The sequence below is a fragment of the Comamonas sp. CAH-2 genome, assembly GCF_009668305.1.
In the GTDB taxonomy this organism is placed as follows: domain Bacteria; phylum Pseudomonadota; class Gammaproteobacteria; order Burkholderiales; family Burkholderiaceae_C; genus Comamonas; species Comamonas aquatica.
Map to the genome: position 1 here is coordinate 383,343 of NZ_VSWF01000001.1, position 19,914 is coordinate 403,256.

The 19,914-nt window shown below is 64.9% G+C and carries 16 protein-coding genes; 5 read left to right on the top strand and 11 right to left on the bottom strand.

From position 1 onward, the window contains the following. Positions 1 to 38: 38 nt before the first annotated feature. The 4 genes from FYM52_RS01700 (at position 39) to FYM52_RS01715 (ending at position 5,363) form a co-directional block, all read left to right on the top strand. Positions 39 to 1,733 carry an alpha/beta hydrolase gene (locus tag FYM52_RS01700; RefSeq protein WP_154162823.1) on the top strand — a complete coding sequence of 565 codons (1,695 nt, stop codon included), beginning with the start codon at positions 39 to 41 and terminating at the stop codon, positions 1,731 to 1,733. A 111-nt stretch (positions 1,734 to 1,844) separates the two neighbouring features. Beyond that, entirely contained in the window at positions 1,845 to 3,023 is a 1,179-nt protein-coding gene (locus FYM52_RS01705; RefSeq protein WP_154162824.1) for an acetyl-CoA C-acetyltransferase, read from the top strand. Between the two features lie 140 nt (positions 3,024 to 3,163). Continuing rightward, positions 3,164 to 3,901: an acetoacetyl-CoA reductase gene (gene phbB / locus FYM52_RS01710; protein WP_042418188.1), complete on the top strand. Its 738-nt coding sequence runs from the start codon at positions 3,164 to 3,166 to the stop codon at positions 3,899 to 3,901. Positions 3,902 to 4,706: 805 nt separating this feature from the next. Then, positions 4,707 to 5,363 (top strand): LysE family translocator, encoded by a 657-nt coding sequence (locus FYM52_RS01715; protein ID WP_154162825.1) that lies wholly within the window; start codon positions 4,707 to 4,709, stop codon positions 5,361 to 5,363. A gap of 204 nt (positions 5,364 to 5,567) precedes the next feature. Here the strand turns inward: FYM52_RS01715 and FYM52_RS01720 are convergent, their stop codons facing one another. The 6 genes from FYM52_RS01720 to dapC form a co-directional block, all read right to left on the bottom strand. Beyond that, positions 5,568 to 7,556 carry an ABC-F family ATP-binding cassette domain-containing protein gene (locus FYM52_RS01720; RefSeq protein WP_154162826.1) on the bottom strand — a complete coding sequence of 663 codons (1,989 nt, stop codon included), beginning with the start codon at positions 7,554 to 7,556 and terminating at the stop codon, positions 5,568 to 5,570. A 135-nt stretch (positions 7,557 to 7,691) separates the two neighbouring features. After that, positions 7,692 to 8,621, bottom strand: a complete 930-nt coding sequence (gene prmB, locus FYM52_RS01725; protein ID WP_154162827.1) for a 50S ribosomal protein L3 N(5)-glutamine methyltransferase — start codon at positions 8,619 to 8,621, stop codon at positions 7,692 to 7,694. After that, positions 8,618 to 9,805, bottom strand: coding sequence for a succinyl-diaminopimelate desuccinylase (dapE, locus tag FYM52_RS01730; RefSeq protein ID WP_154162828.1), 1,188 nt, complete (start codon positions 9,803 to 9,805; stop codon positions 8,618 to 8,620). Before dapE ends, prmB begins: the two co-directional genes overlap by 4 nt. 61 nt (positions 9,806 to 9,866) lie before the next feature. Further along, positions 9,867 to 11,042 carry a PilT/PilU family type 4a pilus ATPase gene (locus FYM52_RS01735; RefSeq protein ID WP_154162829.1) on the bottom strand — a complete coding sequence of 392 codons (1,176 nt, stop codon included), beginning with the start codon at positions 11,040 to 11,042 and terminating at the stop codon, positions 9,867 to 9,869. 104 nt (positions 11,043 to 11,146) lie between these two features. Next, the gene (dapD, locus tag FYM52_RS01740; protein ID WP_154162830.1) at positions 11,147 to 11,980 is read right to left on the bottom strand and encodes a 2,3,4,5-tetrahydropyridine-2,6-dicarboxylate N-succinyltransferase; all 834 of its coding nucleotides are present in this window, start codon (positions 11,978 to 11,980) and stop codon (positions 11,147 to 11,149) included. 9 nt (positions 11,981 to 11,989) lie between these two features. Further along, complete coding sequence (gene dapC / locus FYM52_RS01745; protein WP_154162831.1) at positions 11,990 to 13,195, bottom strand: succinyldiaminopimelate transaminase; 1,206 nt, start codon at positions 13,193 to 13,195, stop codon at positions 11,990 to 11,992. Between the two features lie 201 nt (positions 13,196 to 13,396). Here dapC and FYM52_RS01750 point away from each other — a divergent pair, with 201 nt between their 5' ends. Continuing rightward, positions 13,397 to 14,893: a methyl-accepting chemotaxis protein gene (locus FYM52_RS01750; protein ID WP_154162832.1), complete on the top strand. Its 1,497-nt coding sequence runs from the start codon at positions 13,397 to 13,399 to the stop codon at positions 14,891 to 14,893. A 163-nt stretch (positions 14,894 to 15,056) separates the two neighbouring features. On the opposite strand, the gene FYM52_RS01755 is transcribed toward FYM52_RS01750, so the two are convergent. The 5 genes from FYM52_RS01755 to FYM52_RS01775 form a co-directional block, all read right to left on the bottom strand. Continuing rightward, positions 15,057 to 15,704: an RnfABCDGE type electron transport complex subunit B gene (locus FYM52_RS01755; protein WP_154162833.1), complete on the bottom strand. Its 648-nt coding sequence runs from the start codon at positions 15,702 to 15,704 to the stop codon at positions 15,057 to 15,059. Between the two features lie 5 nt (positions 15,705 to 15,709). Next, the gene (locus tag FYM52_RS01760) at positions 15,710 to 17,125 is read right to left on the bottom strand and encodes a polyhydroxyalkanoate depolymerase (protein WP_154162906.1); all 1,416 of its coding nucleotides are present in this window, start codon (positions 17,123 to 17,125) and stop codon (positions 15,710 to 15,712) included. A gap of 643 nt (positions 17,126 to 17,768) precedes the next feature. Then, entirely contained in the window at positions 17,769 to 18,782 is a 1,014-nt protein-coding gene (gene dusA, locus FYM52_RS01765; protein ID WP_154162834.1) for a tRNA dihydrouridine(20/20a) synthase DusA, read from the bottom strand. Between the two features lie 104 nt (positions 18,783 to 18,886). Then, positions 18,887 to 19,156 carry a hypothetical protein gene (locus FYM52_RS01770; RefSeq protein ID WP_154162835.1) on the bottom strand — a complete coding sequence of 90 codons (270 nt, stop codon included), beginning with the start codon at positions 19,154 to 19,156 and terminating at the stop codon, positions 18,887 to 18,889. Between the two features lie 72 nt (positions 19,157 to 19,228). Beyond that, complete coding sequence (locus FYM52_RS01775) at positions 19,229 to 19,804, bottom strand: C40 family peptidase (RefSeq protein WP_154162836.1); 576 nt, start codon at positions 19,802 to 19,804, stop codon at positions 19,229 to 19,231. Positions 19,805 to 19,914: the final 110 nt, after the last annotated feature.

Consider the following 19,914-nt stretch of genomic DNA (forward strand, 5'->3'; position numbering starts at 1 on the left):
AGCACGCACCGTGCTGGCCTGCACACACAGGAGACAACATGGCTTCGGAAGCTTCTTGGGATCAGAGCGCGCAACAGTTCCAGCAATTCTTTGCCGACCAGTGGGCCAAGGCCGTGGCGGCCTTTCCGACAGTTCCGGCTGGCGCTGCGGGTCCTGCCGCAGTGCAGCTGGATGCGGCCAAGCTGCAGGAACTGCAACAGCACTACGTGCGCGAAGCCACCGCTCTCTGGAGCCAGGGCGTGGCCCAGCCTTCGGCCCTCAAAGACAAGCGCTTCGGCGCGGCCGCCTGGGCCGAGAACCCCTTGTCCGCGTGGACGGCGAATGCCTACCTGCTCAACGCCCAGGCCCTGACCGGCATGGCCGAGGCCGTGCAGGCCGACGCCAAGACGCGCGAACGCATCCGCTTTGCCGTAGAACAATGGGTGGCGGCCATGTCGCCCAGCAACTTCCTGGCCTTGAACCCCGAGGCCCAGCAAAAAGCGATTGCCACGAAGGGCCAAAGCCTGGCCCAGGGCATCCAGAACCTGCTGCACGACATGGGGCAGGGCCATGTCTCGATGACCGACGAGAGCGTGTTCGAGGTGGGCAAAAACGTGGCCACCAGCGAAGGTGCGGTGGTCTACGAGAACGACATCTTCCAGTTGATCGAGTACAAGCCACTCACGGCCAAGGTGCATGAACGACCCTTCCTGCTGGTGCCGCCGTGCATCAACAAGTACTACATCCTGGACCTGCAGCCGGAGAATTCGCTGATCCGCTATGCGGTCAACCAGGGCCACCGTACTTTTGTCGTCAGCTGGCGCAACCCGGATGAATCGCTGGGCCACCTGACCTGGGACGATTACATCGAGCATGCCGTGCTCCAGGCGGTTGCCGCCACGCAGGAGATCGGTGGGGCCGACCAGATCAATGCTCTGGGCTTTTGCGTGGGCGGCACCATGCTGTCGGCGGCCCTGGCCGTGCTGGCGGCGCGCCAGCAGGCGCCGGTGGCCAGCGCCACCTTGCTGACCACCCTGGTGGACTTCACCGACACCGGCGTGCTGGATGTCTTTATTGACGAAGCCTTTGTCCAGATGCGCGAGCTGCAAATGGGCAAGGGCGGCCTGTTGCAAGGCCAGGAGCTGGCCTCTACCTTCAGCTTTCTGCGCCCCAACGACTTGGTCTGGAACTATGTGGTCGGCAATTACCTGAAGGGCGAGACCCCGCCGCCCTTCGACCTGCTGTACTGGAACAGCGACGCCACCAACCTGCCCGGGCCCTGGTATGCCTGGTACTTGCGCAACATGTACCTGGAGAACAACCTGGTCAAGCCCGGGCATCTGACGGTGTGCGGCCAGGCCCTGGATCTGGGTCGTGTGGATGTGCCCCTGTACATCTACGGCTCGCGCGAGGACCACATCGTGCCGATTGGCGGTTCCTACGCATCCACCCAGGTGTTCCCGGGCGACAAGCGTTTTGTGATGGGCGCGTCCGGGCACATTGCCGGCGTCATCAACCCACCCGCCAAGAACAAGCGCAGCCACTGGATTCGCGCCGACGGCGCTTTGCCTGCCACGCATGCCGATTGGCTGCAGGGGGCGCAAGAGCATCCGGGCAGCTGGTGGACGGACTGGTCCGCGTGGCTCAAGGGGCATGCCGGGAAGCTGGTGGCGGCCCCCAAGCGCTATGGCAAGGGCAACCAGTACAAGGCCATCGAACCGGCGCCGGGCCGTTATGTGCTGCAAAAGGCCTGACTGACACAGAACCCCTGCACAATGTGAATTGCCGCCGGCCCAGGGGGTGTGCTGTACGCAGAGCAACACGGGCCGCGGCGCAGAATCAATCAACGACAAGGGACCCATCACATGGAAGACATCGTCATCGTTTCCGCCGTACGCACTGCCGTGGGCAAGTTTGGGGGGGGGCTGGCCAAAGTGCCGGCCGTCGATCTGGGCGCCACAGTGATCAAGGCGGCCTTGCAGCGCGCCCAGGTGCCGCTGGACCAGGTGGGAGAAGTCATCATGGGCCAGGTGCTCACGGCCGGTGTTGGCCAGAACCCTGCGCGCCAGGCCATGATGAAGGCCGGCGTGGCCCAGGAAACGCCGGCGCTGACCATCAACGCCGTGTGCGGCTCGGGCCTGAAGGCCGTGATGCTGGCGGCCCAGGCCGTGGCGACCGGTGACAGCGAAATCGTGGTGGCGGGCGGCCAGGAAAACATGAGCCTGTCGCCCCACGTGCTGCAGGGCTCGCGCGAAGGCCAGCGCATGGGTGACTGGAGGATGCAGGACACGATGATCGTGGACGGCCTGTGGGACGTGTACAACCAGTACCACATGGGCATCACCGCCGAGAACGTGGCCAAGGAAAACGACATTTCGCGCGGCCAGCAGGATGAGCTGGCGATCGGCAGCCAGCACAAGGCCGCCGCGGCGCAGGACGCGGGCAAGTTCAAGGATGAAATCGTGCCCGTGCTCATTCCCCAGCGCAAGGGCGACCCACTGGTGTTTGAAGCGGACGAGTACATCAACCGCAAGACCAACGCCGAGGCGCTGGCCAGCCTGAAGCCGGCCTTTGACAAGGCCGGCACGGTGACCGCAGGCAATGCCTCGGGCATCAACGACGGCGCGGCCGCCGTGGTGGTGATGTCTGCCAGCAAGGCGGCCGCCCTCGGCCTGAAGCCCCTGGCTACGATCAAGGCCTATGCCACCAGCGGCCTGAACCCCGCCACGATGGGCATGGGGCCGGTGTCCGCCACGCGCAAGGCGCTGCAGCGCGCGGGTTGGCAGGTCGGCGATGTGGACCTGTTTGAGTTGAACGAAGCCTTCGCCGCCCAGGCCTGCGCCGTGAACAAGGTGCTGGGCATTGATGCGGGCAAGGTCAATGTCAATGGTGGTGCCATCGCGATTGGCCACCCCATCGGTGCCTCGGGCTGCCGCGTGCTGGTGACCCTGCTGCACGAAATGCAGCGCCGGGATGCCAAAAAGGGTGTGGCGGCACTGTGCATCGGCGGCGGCATGGGCGTGGCCCTGGCGGTTGAGCGCTAAGCATGTGCAAGGACTGTGGCGTGGCCGCCGCACGACAGTGGCCAGCGGGTTAACCGCAACGCGTCTGGAGGGGCGGGCCCGCTACAGTCATTGATACGGATTTGAGCAACGCAAGTACAGCAAGTACAAGGAGATCAGCAATGAGTCAGAAAGTCGCGTATGTCACCGGAGGGATGGGCGGCATTGGCACTGCCATTTGCCAGCGTCTGCATGACGATGGTTTCAAAGTGATTGCGGGCTGCGGCCCCACTCGCGACTTCCAGAAGTGGCTGGACGAGCAAAAGGCCCTGGGCTACACCTTCTACGCCTCCGTCGGCAACGTCGGAGACTGGGCTTCCACCGTCGAGGCCTTCGGCCAGGCCAAGCAGGAGCATGGCAGCATCGATGTCCTGGTGAACAACGCCGGCATCACGCGGGACCGCATGTTCCTGAAGATGACCCCGGACGACTGGCAGGCCGTGATCGAGACCAACCTGAACTCCATGTTCAACGTGACCAAGCAGGTCGTGGGCGACATGGTGGAAAAGGGCTGGGGCCGGGTGATCAACATCAGCTCGGTCAACGGCGCCAAGGGCCAGGCCGGACAGACCAACTACTCGGCGGCCAAGGCGGGCATGCATGGCTTCACCATGGCCCTGGCGCAGGAGCTGGCCAGCAAGGGCGTTACGGTGAACACCGTCAGCCCTGGCTACATTGGCACCGACATGGTCAAGGCGATCCGCCAGGATGTGCTGGACAAGATCGTGGGCACCATCCCCGTCAAGCGCCTGGGCGAGCCCCGGGAAATTGCGTCCATCGTCTCGTGGCTGGCTTCGGAAGATGGCAGCTACTCGACCGGCGCCGATTTCTCGGTCAACGGTGGTCTGCACATGCACTGAGCGCTTCTGGTGCCCAGCAAAAAGCCCGCGCAATGCGGGCTTTTTTCATGGAGAACAGGAAACTTGTGAAGTGCCTGCCAAGTCACCGGCGGCGCCGGTTGGCACGGGCCGCAGCCTTACAGGCGGGCAGGGGCGCGCTTGCGGTCGCGTTCGTCTTCGGGCCAGGCAGACAGAATTTGGGGTTGTGTCATCGTTTCACTCCTTTGTACCTGTTCAACGTGTTGCGGGGCGTTCGGGTTGACGATGGGGACGCAAGCGTTTGCATGAAGCGTCCCTGTTTGTAACAAGCCTGGGCCCAAAACAAAGCCCGCTGGCAGAGCGGGCTGTGGGAGCAGGCGGCGTGGGGCCGCCTGCAGCAAGGGGCTTCAACCGCGCAGGGGAGCGCGCTTGCGGTCACGTTCGTCTTCGGGCCAGATCGAGGCAATGGTGTTCATGGTGGTGTCCTTTAGAGATTCAACGCTGTCAAATTTCTGCGGTTGACAGCAACAATCATTTTTTGAATGGGATGGCCGGTACCTGGTGCAGGAGTGGCCGCAACGCCATCAGAGGCGAGCCGGGCTGCGCTTGCGGTCGCGTTCGTCTTCGGGCCAGACAGACAGGATGGTGGTTGCGGTCATGGGGGATGTACTCCTTATGTATGACCAACAACGTGGGGTGAAACGCCCGCGTTGACACGTTGACGTAAAAAAATGTGGGGTGTTCGGCCACCTGTTTGTGCGATGGGTTTGCGGCGCGTTCAGGGGGCCGCAGCGCATGCGGATTGCCTAGAATCGAAGGCTTTGCTGTCTGAAGGCGGGTGGGTGCGATGTCCTGGAATCTCTGGTTGCTGTATGTCTCTTTGGCGGGGGCGCTGATCGTGTCGCCCGGGCCGTCGGCCCTGCTGTGCGTCTCACACGGCGTGAGCCACGGTGTGCGCCGCACCCTGGGCACGGTGCTGGGGGGGATTACCGCCTCGATGACGCTGATGCTGCTGTCGGCCCTGGGCCTGGGGGCGGTGATTGCGGCTTCCGACACGCTGTTCCACGCGATCAAGTGGGCCGGCGCCGCCTACCTGGTCTATCTGGGCATCAGCACCTGGCGCAGCCGGCCCCAGGCGGCCCCCGCATCGCCAGCGGCGCAGTCCGCCGAGGTGGCCGTGCCCGCGACCTCCTTGCCCTCGGCCACTTGGGGCCAGCTGTACCGCAAGGGCTTCCTGGTGGGTATTGGCAACCCCAAGGACCTGCTGTTCTTCAGCGCCCTGTTTCCGCAATTCATGAACCCGGCCGAGCCGGTGGCCGGGCAACTGGCCATTCTGGCCGTGACCTGGATGGTGCTGGATGGCAGCATCATGTCTGCCTATGCCGTCGGCGGCGCCAAGGTGGCGGCCCGCCTGGGCCGCAGTGGCCCCGGGCGCTGGTTCCACCGCGTGACGGGCGGGGCCTTCATCGCGGCGGGCGGGCTGCTGGCTGCGACTAACCGTTAAGACCTGCGTACTGGTGGCGCCGCGCAGCATGCGTGGGCTGCCTGAGTAGAAGCCTGGATAAAAATATAGCTGCTGGCGCTTGTCCTGCCTTGTTTTCAAAGTGGAAATCTTCTGAAAACAAAGTAGGGTGCGCGCGAGCAGCTATTTTTTGTGTTCTGCACCGTGCACCCAGGGCCGGGGCCGCAGGCACACGGGGCTCCGGGTTCAGCCGGCCAGGCCAGCTTCCTGCGTCAGCTGCTCGATCTGTTCGCTCAGCTCCAGCCAGCGCTCTTCCAGCGTATCCAGGGCGTCGCCCACGGTTTTCAGGCGCTTGCCGGCTTCGGCGATGTCAGCCGGCGCAAGCGGCGTGGCCAGCTTGTCCTCCAGCGCGGCCTTTTCGCTCGACAGGGTGGCCATCTGCTTGTCGACCTGCTCCAGCTCCTTTTTCAGCGGCTTGGTCTTTTCCCCCAGTTGCTGGCGCGCGGCGGCGGCCAGGCGGCGGGCTTCGCGCTGGTCGACCGGGGGGGCTGTGCCGGCGTCGCTGGCGCTGCTGGTGGGCACAGCAGTGGCCTGCTCGGCCAGCTTGGCTTCCTCGCGCAGGCGCTTGGATTCGTCCAGCAGGTAGCGCTGGTAGTCGTCCAGATCCCCGTCGAACGGGCCGACCACGCCGCGGCCCACCATCCAGAAGTCCTCGCACACGGCGCGCAGCAGGTGGCGGTCGTGCGAGACCAGCATGACGGTGCCATCGAAGTCGTTGATGGCCATGGCCAGCGCCTCGCGGGTGGCCAGGTCCAGGTGGTTGGTGGGCTCGTCCAGCAGCAGCAGGTTGGGGCGTTGCCAGACGATCATGGCCAGCACCAGGCGGGCCTTTTCGCCGCCGCTCATGCTGCCCACGGTCTGCTTGACCATGTCGCCGGTGAAGTTGAAGGTGCCCAGCCAGTTGCGCAGGTCCTGCTCGCGGCTGGCGGCGGGGGCGTCGGCGCCCAGGTCCTTGGCCAGGCGGGTCATGTGCTGCAGCGGGTCTTCGTCCGGGCGCAGCACGTCCAGCTCCTGCTGGGCGAAGTAGCCGATGTTCAGGCCCTTGCCCTCGGTGATCTTGCCGCCCAGGGCCTGCATGGTGCGGGCGATGGTCTTGACCAGGGTGGACTTGCCCTGGCCGTTGGCGCCCAGGATGCCGATGCGCTGACCCGCCAGCACCGAGCGGTTCACGCCACGCAGGATGGTGGTGACCTGGCCGGCCTCATCGGTGTAGCCGAAGCTGGCATCGGTGATCGCCAGCATGGGGTTGGGCAGGCTGGCCGGGGCTTTGAATTCAAAGGTGAATTCCGCATCGGCCAGTACCGGCGCCACTTTTTCCATGCGCTCGATCATCTTCACGCGGCTTTGGGCCTGCTTGGCCTTGGTGGCCTGGGCCTTGAAGCGGTCGATGAACTTCTGCAGGTGGGCGATCTTGTCCTGCTGCTTCTCGAACGCCGACTGCTGCAGCTCCAGCTGCTGGGCACGCAGCTCTTCGTACTTGCTGTAGTTGCCGCCGTAGCGCGTGATCTGGCCGCTGGCCAGCTCCAGGGTGACGGTGGTCACCGCGTCCAGGAACTCCCGGTCGTGCGAGATGACGATCATGGTGCCGGGATAGCGCTTGAGCCAGGCTTCCAGCCAGACCAGGGCGTCCAGGTCCAAGTGGTTGGTGGGTTCGTCCAGCAGCAGCAGGTCGGACGGGCACATCAGCGCGCGCGCCAGTTGCAGGCGCATGCGCCAGCCGCCGGAGAAGCTGTTGACGGGCTGGTTCAGCTCGCCGGTCTTGAAACCCAGGCCCAGGATCAGTGCCTGGGCGCGTGCCGTGGCGTCGTGGGCGCCAGCGTCCTGCAGGTCGGCATGGGCCTGGGCGATGGCCATGCCGTCGCCCGCCTGTTCGGCGGCCTGCAGGCGCGCCTGCACTTCCATCAGGCGGGTGTCGCCGTCCAGCACGAACTGGGTGGCGGAGTCCTCGGTCTCGGGCATGTGCTGGGCCACCTGGCCCATGCGCCACTGCGTCGGGATGAAGAAGTCGCCGCCGTCTTCGTGCAGTGTGCCGTTGAGCAGGGCGAACAGCGAGGATTTGCCGGCACCGTTGCGGCCGACCAGACCCACGTGTTCACCGGGGTTGATGGTGGCGTTGACGCTGTCGAGCACCACTTTGGTGCCGCGGCGCAGGGTGACGTTTTTCAGGGTGATCATCTGCAGCGAAAAAAAAGCGCACCCGCAGACGGGGTCCATCGTGCGGGTGTTGAAAAAATAAATAGCGCTTGGCACAAGCCGGATAAGCGCTAGAGGCCAAAAAGGCTTGAAACCTCAAGCCCGGTGGCACGGTGCTTATTGTGCCGTGCGCTGGGTCTGGGCGACGAGTTCCTGCCGGGTGACCAGCAGCACGGCGTCTTCGCCCACGCTGGTGTCCAGCCAGTAGACCAGCAGCTCGGGGAAGGCGGCCTCAAAGAAGGGGCGCTCGTTGCCGATCTCCAGCACCAGCACGGCGTCGTCGGTCATGCAGGCGGGCGCATCGGCCAATAGCTGGCGGATGAAGTCCATGCCGTCCGTGCCACCGGCCAGGGCCAGCTCGGGCTCGGCCAGGTATTCGGCGGGCAGCTTGGCCATGCTGTCGGCGTTGACGTACGGCGGGTTGCACAGGATCAGGTCCCAGGGGCCGGGCACCTGGCGCAGGCCATCGGTCTCGACCAGGGTCACGCGCTCCTGCAGGCCGTGCTTGTCGACGTTGATGCGGGCCACGGCCAGGGCGTCGGTGCTGATGTCGGCGCCGGTCACCGCGACCTCGGGCCAGGCCATGGCGGCCAGGCAGGCCAGCGAGCCATTGCCGGTGCACAGGTCCAGCACCTGGCGGGTCTTGTCCGAGAGGAAATGGTCGATGCTACCGTCGGCCAGCAGCTCGGCAATGAAGCTGCGCGGCACGATGGCACGCTCGTCCACGTAGAAGGGCACACCCATCAGCCAGGCCTCACGCGTCAGGTAGGCGGCGGGTTTGCGGCTGGCGATGCGTTCTTTGAAAAGTGTAGCTACCAGCGCTTGCTGCTCGGGCGTGACAGGCTGATTTTCCACCGAATCTTCGTCGTCGCCCAGCGGGGCGTCAATCGGCAGGCCCAGTTGCCACAGCACCAGCCAGATGGCTTCTTCCTCGGCGTTTGCGGTGCCGTGGCCAAAGCCCACGCCGGCCTGGGTCAGGCATTGCGCGCCGGAATCGATCAGGGCGCCAACGGTGGCGCCGTGGGGCAGGGTGTAGGCGTGGCTCATGCGGCGGCCCCTTGCACGGCGGCGGCGGACTGCAGCTGCGCATGCAGGTTTTCCAGCACGCGGCGGTAGATGTTCTTCAGCGGCTCCACATCGGCCACGACGATGTGCTCATCGATCTTGTGGATGGTGGCGTTGGGCGGGCCCAGCTCGATCACCTGGGGGCAGACCTTGGCGATGAAGCGGCCGTCGCTGGTGCCGCCGCTGGTGGACAGCTCGGTCTCCAGCCCGGTTTCGGCACGGATGGCCTGCTGCGTGGCGTGGACCAGATCGCCGGGCGTGGTCAGGAAGGGCTCGCCCGACAGGCTCCAGGTCAGGTCGTACTCCAGCGCGTGGCGGTCGAGGACAGACTTGACGCGCTGCTTCAGGCTTTCGGCCGTGTTCTCGGTGCTGTAGCGGAAGTTGAAGTCGATCACGACCTCGCCGGGGATCACGTTGGACGCGCCCGTGCCGCCATGCATGTTGCTGATCTGCCAGCTGGTGGCGGGGAAGAAGGCGTTGCCCTGGTCCCATTCGATACTGGCCAGCTCGGCCAGCGCCGGCAGGGCCTGGTGGATGGGGTTGCGCGCCAGCTGGGGGTAGGCGATGTGGCCCTGGATGCCTTCCACGGTCAGGCGCCCGCTGAGCGAGCCGCGGCGGCCGTTCTTGATCATGTCGCCGGTCTGCTGCACGGCCGTGGGCTCGCCCACGATGCACCAGTCCATGGACTCGCCGCGCGCGTGCAGGGCCTGGCAGACGATCTTGGTGCCGTCATGGCCAGGGCCTTCCTCGTCGCTGGTCAGCAGGAAGGCAATGTCCAGGGGGGTGTCGGTCTGCTGGGCCAGGAACTCCTCGACGGCCACGACAAAGGCGGCGATGGAGGTCTTCATGTCGCTGGCACCGCGGCCGAACAGCTTGCCGTCGCGGTAGGAAGGGGTGAACGGCGGGCTGCCCCATTGTTCCACCGGGCCGGTGGGCACCACGTCGGTGTGACCGGCGAAGATCAGCGTCTTGGCCGCGGGGTGGCCGCTGCGGCGCACGGCCCAGAGGTTGTGCACGCGGAAGCTGTCGGGGCCGCCGTCCATGCGCTCGCAGGCAAAGCCCAGGGGGGCCAGGCGGTCGGCCAGCATTTCCAGGCAGCCGGCATCTTCGGGGGTGATGGAGGGGCGGCTGATCAGTTGCTCAGCCAGTTGCAGTGTGCGGGACATGAGAGAAATCCAAAATGGGCTGCACCTTGCGGGCAACCTGGCCCCCAGTCTGCACGGGGGCTTATGTTTTAAGACCGGTGTTCAGCAACAAGTCGCCAAACTCGGGCAGGGCCGGGACGTTCTGCTCCACCGCAGGGGCCAGCGCTTCCAGGGGACTGCTGGTCGGAGCGGCTTTTTGGGGCGCATTTTGCAGGCGCCACATCAAGTTGGTGGGCGAGTCGGCATTGGCCAAGCCTTCACTGCGGTCAATTGTGCCACTGGTGATGAGGCGCGCCAGGTCTTCTTCGAAGGTTTGCGAACCTTCGGCCATGGACTGCTCCATGTTGTCGCGCACGCCGGAAAAGTCGCCCTTTTCGATCAGCTCGGACACCAGCTTGGTGTTGAGCAGCACTTCCACGGCGGGTACGCGCTTGCCCGCAGGCGTGCGTAGCAGGCGCTGGGTGACCACGGCCTTGAGCGACGAGGACAGGTCGCCCAGCATGGTGGCGCGCACCTCCACAGGGTAAAAGCTCAGGATGCGGTTCAGGGCGTGGTAGCTGTTGTTGCCGTGCAGCGTGGCCAGCACCAGGTGGCCCGATTGCGCGTAGGCGATCGCGGCGGACATGGTTTCGCGGTCGCGGATCTCGCCGATCAGGATCACGTCCGGCGCCTGGCGCAGCGCGTTCTTCAGTGCCACCTGCAGTGACTGGGTGTCGGAGCCCACTTCGCGCTGGTTGACGATGGAGCGCTTGTTGCGGAACTGGAATTCGATCGGGTCCTCGATGGTCAGGATGTGGCCCGAGCGCTGCTCGTTGCGGCTGTCGATCATGGCCGCCAGGGTGGTGCTCTTGCCGGAGCCAGTGGCACCGACCACCAGCAGCAGGCCACGCTTTTCCAGAATCAGCTGGTTCAGGATGGGCGGCAGCTTGAGTTCTTCCAGCTTGGGGATTTGTTGGGCGATGAAGCGCACCACGACGGCCACGGAACCCCGCTGGCGCATGGCGCTGACGCGAAAGCGGCCCACGCCCTTGATGGGCACGGCCATGTTGAGCTCGCCCGTGTCCTGCAGCACCTCCATGTCGTGTGGAGACACCACTTCGGCCAGCAGGGCGCGCGGCGCGTCCGGCGGCAGGAGCTGGTTGTTGATGGGCACGCAGACCCCGTCGATCTTGATGAGCGCGGGGGAATTGGCGGACAGGTAAACGTCCGAGGCGTGCTTTTCCGCCATCAGGCGCAGGATGCGTTCCATCATGCTCATGCCGAAACCTCTGATTAAAAAACTGGGGGCTTTGTTGCAGGCCTGTAGTCTGCAGCAAAACCCCCAGCTTGCGATTTAGAGCTTGTCTAAATGCTTGATGCGCATCAATCGCGCAACAGGTCGTTCAGGCTGGTGGTGGAGCGGGTCTTGGCGTCCACGGTCTTCACGATGATGGCCGCGTACATGGAGTAGTCCTTGCCGTCCTTGGTCTTCTTGGGCAGGTTGCCCGAGACCACCACGGAGCCTGCGGGCACGCGGCCGTAGGTGATTTCACCGGTTTCGCGGTTGAAGATGGGGGTGGACTGGCCGATGTAGACGCCCATGGAGATCACGGAGTTCTCTTCCACGATCACGCCTTCGACCACTTCGGAGCGTGCGCCGATGAAGCAGTTGTCTTCAATGATGGTGGGGTTGGCCTGCAGGGGTTCCAGCACGCCACCCAGGCCCACGCCGCCCGACAGGTGGACGTTCTTGCCCACTTGGGCGCAGGAGCCGACGGTGGCCCAGGTGTCGACCATGGTGCCGGAGTCCACATAGGCGCCGATGTTCACGTAGGAAGGCATCAGGATGGCGCCCTTGGCGATGAAGGAGCCGCGGCGCGCCACGGCCGGCGGCACCACGCGCACACCGGTGGCGGCGATGTCGGCTTCGCTCAGGCCTTCGTACTTGGTGGGCACCTTGTCGAAGAAGTTCAGGGCGCCGGCGGACATCAGCTTGTTGTCGTTCAGGCGGAAGGACAGCAGCACGGCCTTCTTGAGCCACTGGTGCACGGTCCAGTGGCCCACGCCTTCACGGCTGGCCACGCGCAGCGTGCCGTTGTCCAGCTGCTGCAGGGCAAATTCGACGGCTTCTACGACTTCCTTGGGGGCAGAGGCTGCGGACAGCTCGGCGCGGTTGTCCCAAGCGGTTTCGATGATCTGTTGGAGTTGCTGTGTCATAGGAGCAAATTACTTCAAATGTTTTTGGATGAAATCGGCGATGCGTTGAGCGGCTTCCACGCATTCGGAGGTTTCTGCCACCAGGGCCAGGCGCACACGCTGGGCCCCCGGGTTGTGGCCACGCGCATCGCGGGCCAGGTAGCTGCCGGGCAGGACAGTAACATGGTTTTGCGCGTACAAGGCCTGTGCAAACTCGGTGTCCGTCATGCCCAAAGCATCGGGGATGCGGGGCCAGAGGTAAAAACCGGCATCCGGCAGGCGCACGTCCATTACGGGTTCCAGGATGGGCATGACGGCGGCGAACTTGTCGCGGTAGAGCTGGCGGTTGTGCTCCACATGGGCTTCGTCCGACCAGGCGGCGATGCTGGCGTGCTGGATCGGCAGGCCCATGGCGCCACCGTGGTAGGTGCGGTACAGCAGGAAGGATTTGAGCAGCTTGGCGTCACCGGCCACAAAGCCGCTGCGCAGACCGGGCACATTGCTGCGCTTGGACAGGCTGGTGAAGGCCACCAGGTTGCGGTAGTCGCTGCGGCCCAGTTGCACGGCGGCTTCCAGACCGCCCAGGGGCGCTTCTGCGCGGAAATAGATTTCGCTGTAGCACTCGTCCGAGGCAATCACGAAGCCGTGGCGGTCCGACAGCGCGAACAGCTTTTCCCATTCCGACAAGGGCATGACCGCGCCCGTGGGGTTGCCGGGCGAGCAGACGTAGATCAGCTGGGTCCGGGCCCAGACCTCGTCCGGCACGCTGTCCCAGTCCACGGCGAAGTTGCGCGCGGGATCGCTGGGCACGAAGTAGGGCTGCGCGCCGGCCAGCAGCGTGGCGCCTTCATAGATTTGGTAGAAGGGATTGGGACACAGCACGGTGGCGCCGGGCAGCGTGGGGTCGATGATGGTCTGGGCGAAGGAAAACAAGGCTTCGCGCGAGCCGTTGACGGGCAGGATCTGGGTGGCCGCGTCCACCGCGATGCCATAGCGGCGCTGTATCCAGTCGCTGCAGGCCTGGCGCAGGCGCAGGTCGCCGGCGGTGGCGGGGTAGTTGGCCAGACCCGCCAGGTTGTCGCACAGGCTGGTCTTGATGAATTCCGGCGTGTCGTGCCGTGGCTCGCCAATCCCCAGGCTGATGGGGCGCAGATCGGCGGGTGGTGTCACCCCCGCAAAAAGTTGGCGCAGCCGCTCGAAGGGATAGGGCTGGAGGTGTTGGAGCAGGGGATTCATGGTCCAAATATTATGGGGTCAGAATGTCGCCCGCTTTGTGCTTGATGTGTGATGCCGGGGGTCTGCAGACCGCAAGCATCCGGGGGGTGCGGCGAAAAACGAACAAGGCTAGCTGGGAAAACCCCCAAGGCTGGCGCCGCCTCCCGGAGTTACAACCCTTTGTAACGAATTTCATCGTGTGCGAACGCGGGGAGGGGGAGCATGCACAAGCCAATGCGTTGGGTGCTCAGGCACTGCAAGCTGGGCGGAAAGCTGGCGCTGATCGGCGTCAGCGGCGGGTTGGCCATGCTGGCCGCATGGCTGGCTGCGGGCCAGGGCTGGGCGCCTGGGCTGCAGGTGGGCCTGCCGGTGGCGGCAGGCCTGTGGTTCTTGTATGTGCTGTACAGCGTCTACAGCAGCCTGGCCCATGAGGTGGCGCGCCTGCTGACGGCCATGGAGCACGCGGCCCAGGGCAATCTGGCCCACCGCATCACGGCCCACGGGGCCGATGAGCTGGCGCAGATGGCCCGCCTGCTGGACAGCATGGTGGTGGCCCTGTCCAGCATGGTGGCCGAAATCCGCAGCAACGCGGCCCTGGTCACGCAGGCCGGGCACACGCTCACCCAGGACAACCAGGCCCTGGCGGCGCGCACCGAGCTGCAGGCCTCGAACGTGGCGCAGACCGTGGTCAGCGTGGAGCAGGTCACGGCCGTGGTGCAGAACAATGCCGAGACCGCGGTGGCCGCCGACCGCTGCACGGCCCAGGTGCGCCAGGCGGTGGAGCAGGGCAGTGGCGTGATGGAGCAGGCCGTGCATTCGGTCGAGGCGATCGAGCGCAGCGCAGGGCGCATGTCCGAGATCATTGCCGTGATTGACGGGATTGCGTTCCAGACCAACATCCTGGCGCTGAATGCGGCCGTCGAGGCCGCACGCGCGGGGGAACAGGGTCGTGGCTTTGCCGTGGTGGCTTCCGAGGTGCGCAGCCTGGCGCAGCGCTCCGCCGAGGCCTCCAAGGAGATCCGCCTGCTGATCGAGGACTCCGTGCGGCAGGTGGCCAGCAGCACGCAGCTGATCCGCCAGGCGGGCCAGGGCATGCACCAGGTGGCGCAGGGCGTGCGCAGCGTGGCCGGGCATGTGGAGGCGATTTCGGAGTCCGGCAACAGCCAGGGCACGGGCCTGCAGCAGATCAACCAGGCGGTGCACCAGATCGACCAGGTCACCCAGGAGAACGCCCTGATGGTGCGCCATGTGGTGCAGGAGGCGCAGGCGCTGGAGCAGCGCGCGGCCACGCTGTCGGAGGCGGTGGAGCGTTTTCGGCTGCAGCAGGGCACGGCGGTCGAGGCCGTTTCCTTGGTGGAGCGGGCCGTGGCGCTGCGCCGCATGGGCATGGCGCAGCAGCAGTACTGGCAAGCGCTGACGGACCCGCAGCAACCCTTTCACGACCGCGACATGTATGTCTTTGTGCTGGATGCCGGTGGGCAGTACCTGGCGTTCGGTGGTAACCCGGGCAAGCGCGGCACCCGGGTGCAGGATGTCAAGGGGGTGGATGGCGATGCCCTGCTGCGCGCCATTATTGCCCAGGCCGAGCAGGGGCCGGGTTGGGTTGAGTACGACTTCACCAACCCCGTGTCGGGCAAGGTGCAGGCCAAGATGTCCTATGTCTGCAAGCAGGATGGCGTGTACCTGGGCTGCGGCGTCTACAAGAGCTTTGCCGGCTGAGTGCCCTTGATGGCCCTTGATGCCCTTGGCGTGGCCCTGGTGGCAGGGGCGCACGGGCTGTGGGCATGCCGCACTGGGCCTCAAAATGGCCTGCAGCGCTGATAGATCAAGCGTCTGCAGCTATCAATACAGGAACTTTGGCAATCGGTAGGGGTTGAGGAACTCAGTGCCCGCGCAGGCCGCGGGCTTTGGCCAGGGCGGCGGCAACCGCCGCTTTCTTGTCGGGCACCACCTCGGGCACGGGGGCCGTGGCCTGGGCATTGGCGTTGATGCTGTCCGTCAGCCCCTGGGCCTGCAGCCGCTGCTGGCGCGCGTGGTAGCGCTGCTTGGCGTGTTGCGCCTGTGCGGGCGTCCACGCCTCCCAGCCGGTGCGCGCGTCGCTGACGACCTCCAGCTCGATACAGTCCACGGGGCAGACGGGGATGCACAGCTCGCAGCCGGTGCAGTGCGCCGGCATCACCGTGTGCATCTGCTTGTTGGCGCCCAGGATGGCGTCGGTGGGGCAGGCTTTCAGGCACAGGGTGCAGCCAATGCACCAGTCTTCGTCAATGCGTGCCAGTGTCAGCGGTCCTTCGATGCCGAACTGCGGGTTCAGCGGCTGCGCGGGCTGGCCGGTCAGGGCCGCCAGCCGTGCAATCCCTTCCGTGCCCCCGGGGGGGCACTGGTTGATCGGTGCGCCTTCCTCGGCAATCGCCTGGGCGTAGCGTGCGCAGTCGGGGTAGCCGCAACGGGTGCATTGCGTTTGCGGCAGGGCGGCATCAATGGAAAAAGCCAGTCCGGTGAGGACTGGCTTGGGCTGAATTTCAGGCATGCAGTCTAGCGGGTGCCGCGCCGGCGCGCCCTGGACGCGGGGGCCGGTTTTGCGGTGGTCGGTGTCCTGGGGGCAGAGTGTGGCGCAACTTGGGGAGCGGCGTCTTCGGCGTGCACCAATTCCCCGTCATTGACCGGTGCGCTGTCGGCGGCCGGGGCGGGTTGGTGGGCGTAGATGAAGCCCCGTACCTTGGGATAGACCATGTCGCGCCAGCGGCGGCCGCTGAAGATGCCGTAGTGGCCGGCCCCCATGACGTCGTAGTGCAGGCGCATGGTGGCGGGAATGTTGGCGCACAGCTCCTGCGCGGCGCGGGTCTGGCCGGAGCCGGAGATGTCGTCCAGCTCGCCTTCGATGGTGAACAGCGCGGTGCTGGTGATGTCCTGGGGCTTCACGCGCTCCAGCGTGCCGTCCGGCGCGCGCACGTCCCAGGTGCCGTTGACCAGCTTGAAGTCCTGGAACACGGTCTGGATGGTTTCCAGGTAGTAATCGGCGTCCATGTCCAGCACGGCGTTGTACTCGTCGTAGAACTTGCGATGCTGCTCGACGCTGGCGTCATCGCCCCTCACCAGGTTCTTGAAGTAGTCGTAGTGGCTGTTGGCGTGGCGGTCGGGGTTCATGGCCACAAAGCCGGAGTACTGCAAGAAGCCGGGATAGACACGGCGGCCGGCGCCCGGGTAGTTGTCCGGCACGCGGTAGATGACATTGTTCTCGAACCACTCGAAGCTGCGCTGCACGGCCAGGTTGTTCACGGCCGTGGGGGTGCGGCGCGCATCGATGGGGCCGCCCATCATGGTCATGGTCAGTGGCGTGGTCTCGCCGCGGCTGGCCATGAGCGACACGGCGGCCAGCACCGGCACCGTGGGCTGGCAGACGCTGATGACGTGGCAGTTGCCGTACTGCTGTTGCAGGTAGCGGATGAATTCCTGCACGTAGTTGATGTAGTCGTCCAGGTGGAATTCGCCGTCTTCCAGGGGCACCAGGCGGGCGTTCTTCCAGTCGGTGATGAAGACCTTGTGGTCGCTCAGCAGGCTTTTGACTGTGTCGCGCAGCAAGGTGGCGTAATGGCCCGACAGCGGGGCGACGACCAGCACCGGGGGCTGGGTGAGCAGGGTGTCCAGCGTCTCGGGATCGTCTGAGAAACGTTTGAAGCGGCGCAGCTCGCAAAACGGCTTGTCGATCTCGACACGCTCCAGGATGGTGACCTTGACACCATGCACGGGCACGGACTGGATGTCGAATTCGGGTTTTTCATAGCCCTTGCCCAGGCGGTAAAACAGGTCAAAACCGGCCGAGATGCGTTGGGCAAAGGGCCACTGTGCCATGGGCAGCAGCGGGTTGGTGTACAGCTTGGAGGTGGCTTGCGCAAAGTCGGCAAAGGGGGCCAGCAGGGCGCGTTGGGTTTCGTAGAGCTGGTAGAGCATGGCGTGCATACCTCGTTATGTTGCAGTGCAATATAACAGCATGCGGCGCCGGCGCGGAATGGCACTATCCAGGGGAGGGCGTCGCGCAGGCGACAAGCGTGCCCCAGCGCGTCCGCGTGCTGCAAGAATTGAAATAGGTGGCCTCCCCGGCGGCTTTGCGCAAGCCCTGGTCGGCAAAAGGGCCTTGCAGGAAAGCATAGCGCTCAGCGCGCGTAGGGGTGGAGTTTGAATAGGTCAATTATCCAAAAATCAAGCTGTGCAATCACCAGTAGCTATGTTTTTTGACTGTCATACAGCCACAGCCACAGCCACAGCCACAGCCACAGCCACAGGTCTGCTGGTCTGCTGGTCTGCAGCCTAACTCCAATGCTGCGCTGGCACCTGCAGAAACCTGCGGGCTGCAGCCCGTGGCGATGGGGGCCCAGGGCTGTGGTCACGGCGCCGGCATGCTGCAGGTTCGGCCCGGGAGTAGGTGAGGTTGGGCCTAGATTTATGGCGCGGGATGGCAGAACGGCTCATCCCTCCAACCTACCAGTGCGAGGCCTGTAGATATGGGGGCGGTGGAGTAGCCAGATGCCTGCTATGCAGGCTGGCATGCTCGTCGCATACAAGCTCCTGCATGGCGTCGTCGCCCATAAGGGGCTTATTCGGACTGGGAGCCGTCCGGCCGGGTGTTGGCAATTGACGAGACTTCGCGGGCCGGCAGGTGCTTGAGGCGGTGGTCGCTCCACACCTGGCGCCAGCGGCGCGCGCCCGGCAGGCCGTGGCGCAGGCCCAGCATGTGGCGGGCAATCGCGTACCAATGGGTGTCGTGCTCGCGCGCTTCGCGTTCCATGTAGGCGACCATGGCCTGCTCGATGTCCAGGTGGGTCAACGTGGACGCCGGCTTGCCGAAGTACAGTTCGTCCCAGCGGGCCATCCACCAGGGGTTGTGGTAGGCCTCGCGGCCCACCATCACGCCATCGACCTGCTGCAGCTGCTCCTGCACCACCGCGTCGGTTTTGATGCCGCCGTTGATGGCAATCGTCAGGTGCGGGAACTCGCGCTTGAGCTGGGCCACGATTTCGTAGCGCAGCGGTGGAATGTCGCGGTTTTCCTTGGGCGACAGGCCTTGCAGCCAGGCGTTGCGGGCATGGACGATGAAGACCTCGCAGCCGGCCTCGGCCACGGTGCCGACAAAGTCGCGCACAAAGTCATAGCTCTCGATCTTGTCGATGCCGATGCGGTGCTTGACAGTGACGGGAATGTCCACCACATCGCGCATGGCCTTGACGCTGTCGGCCACCAGGCCGGCCTCGTTCATCAGGCAGGCGCCAAAGGCCCCGCGCTGCACGCGTTCGCTGGGGCAGCCGCAGTTGAGGTTGATCTCGTCATAGCCCCAGTCCTGGCCAATCTTGGCCGCCTGTGCCAGGTCGCCCGGCTCGCTGCCGCCCAGTTGCAGGGCCAGGGGGTGCTCTTCGGCGTTGAAGCGCAGGTGGCGCGGCACGTCGCCGTGCAGCAGGGCCCCGGTGGTGATCATCTCGGTGTAGAGCAGGGTGTGCCGGCTCAGCAGGCGGTGCAGGTAGCGACAGTGCCGGTCTGTCCAGTCGAGCATCGGGGCCACGGACATGCGCCAGGGGCTGAACGTGGCAGGCGAGGTAGGGGGCGAAGTATTCATTCAAACAATGCAGGCACGGTGCCTGCCAGCGTGCAGGCCAATCCGGGGCGCTATTGTGCCCAGCCTGTGCAATTGCTTCAGGCGCAAGGCTTTGCGCCACCGGCTCAGGGGTTCATGCCCCAGCGGGTCTTGAAGTCGAATTCCAGCTTCTCGCACTGCCCTTCTGTGAATTGCGCCGGCGTGCCTTCCTTCGGACCTTTTTCGCGTTCCTTCCAGCACAGGCGGATGGTTTCACGCTCCACCCATTGCGTTTCCTTGTCGGGCGAGGCGTTGAACAACAGCTGGCTGATCAGCATGAGGATGGCAAACATCGCCACCGGCAGGCCGATGATCCAGCGAACCAGTTTGGGTTTGGGAGTGGCTTGGTCGGTCATGGCAAAACCAATGGGTAAAGGACAAAAGACAAGGCCTGCATGAAAGCAGGCCTTGGCGGGAGTTGATCAATGTCAAGGAGCGGTGGAGGCTTCCAGCAACGCAGGCTGTGCATCCGCCACATCCACGCGGCGGGCGCCGTTGAAGCGCTTGGCCCAGTAGCTGTCGTTCATGCTTTCCACGCGCACGCTCTTGCCCTTGCGGGGGGAGTGGATGAACTTGCCTTCGCCCACGTAGATGCCCACATGGCTGAAGGTGCGGCGCATGGTGTTGAAGAACACCAGGTCGCCGGGACGCAGTTCTTTCTTGTCGATCTTCTGGGTGGCCTTGGCCTGCTCGTCGGCACGGCGTGGCAGCAGATGGCCGACGGTATCTTGGTAGATGGCACGCACAAAACCGCTGCAATCAAAGCCGGTTTCAGCGCTGGTACCGCCAAAGCGGTAGGGGATGCCGATCATGCCCATGGCCGTGTTGATCAGGCTGGACGTGTTGCTGGCCACGGAATGGCCCATGCTCTGCAGGTTCGCGCCGAGGCCGCGCTCATGCACGATGTCTGCCAGACGTTCCTGGGTCAACGGTTCGCTGTTGGTGGGAGCGGCTTGCACGCTTCCACAGCTGAGGGCGATAAACAATAGCCATTTGCAAGTCATGGGCACGGAGGTTATCACGCTTGTCTGACGTTGTGGGCGGAAATTGGCGCACAAAGTGCATCTAATTGCCGATTTTTACGGGTTGGTTATGCCGTAATTGATATATGACA

Coding starts and splice junctions, on each gene's coding strand:
- FYM52_RS01700 (WP_154162823.1), top strand. CDS start 39: ATGGCTTCGGAAGCTTCTTGGGATCAGAGCGCGCAACAGTTCCAGCAA.
- FYM52_RS01705 (WP_154162824.1), top strand. CDS start 1,845: ATGGAAGACATCGTCATCGTTTCCGCCGTACGCACTGCCGTGGGCAAG.
- phbB (WP_042418188.1), top strand. CDS start 3,164: ATGAGTCAGAAAGTCGCGTATGTCACCGGAGGGATGGGCGGCATTGGC.
- FYM52_RS01715 (WP_154162825.1), top strand. CDS start 4,707: ATGTCCTGGAATCTCTGGTTGCTGTATGTCTCTTTGGCGGGGGCGCTG.
- FYM52_RS01720 (WP_154162826.1), bottom strand. CDS start 7,556: ATGATCACCCTGAAAAACGTCACCCTGCGCCGCGGCACCAAAGTGGTG.
- prmB (WP_154162827.1), bottom strand. CDS start 8,621: ATGAGCCACGCCTACACCCTGCCCCACGGCGCCACCGTTGGCGCCCTG.
- dapE (WP_154162828.1), bottom strand. CDS start 9,805: ATGTCCCGCACACTGCAACTGGCTGAGCAACTGATCAGCCGCCCCTCC.
- FYM52_RS01735 (WP_154162829.1), bottom strand. CDS start 11,042: ATGAGCATGATGGAACGCATCCTGCGCCTGATGGCGGAAAAGCACGCC.
- dapD (WP_154162830.1), bottom strand. CDS start 11,980: ATGACACAGCAACTCCAACAGATCATCGAAACCGCTTGGGACAACCGC.
- dapC (WP_154162831.1), bottom strand. CDS start 13,195: ATGAATCCCCTGCTCCAACACCTCCAGCCCTATCCCTTCGAGCGGCTG.
- FYM52_RS01750 (WP_154162832.1), top strand. CDS start 13,397: ATGCACAAGCCAATGCGTTGGGTGCTCAGGCACTGCAAGCTGGGCGGA.
- FYM52_RS01755 (WP_154162833.1), bottom strand. CDS start 15,704: ATGCCTGAAATTCAGCCCAAGCCAGTCCTCACCGGACTGGCTTTTTCC.
- FYM52_RS01760 (WP_154162906.1), bottom strand. CDS start 17,125: ATGCTCTACCAGCTCTACGAAACCCAACGCGCCCTGCTGGCCCCCTTT.
- dusA (WP_154162834.1), bottom strand. CDS start 18,782: ATGAATACTTCGCCCCCTACCTCGCCTGCCACGTTCAGCCCCTGGCGC.
- FYM52_RS01770 (WP_154162835.1), bottom strand. CDS start 19,156: ATGACCGACCAAGCCACTCCCAAACCCAAACTGGTTCGCTGGATCATC.
- FYM52_RS01775 (WP_154162836.1), bottom strand. CDS start 19,804: ATGACTTGCAAATGGCTATTGTTTATCGCCCTCAGCTGTGGAAGCGTG.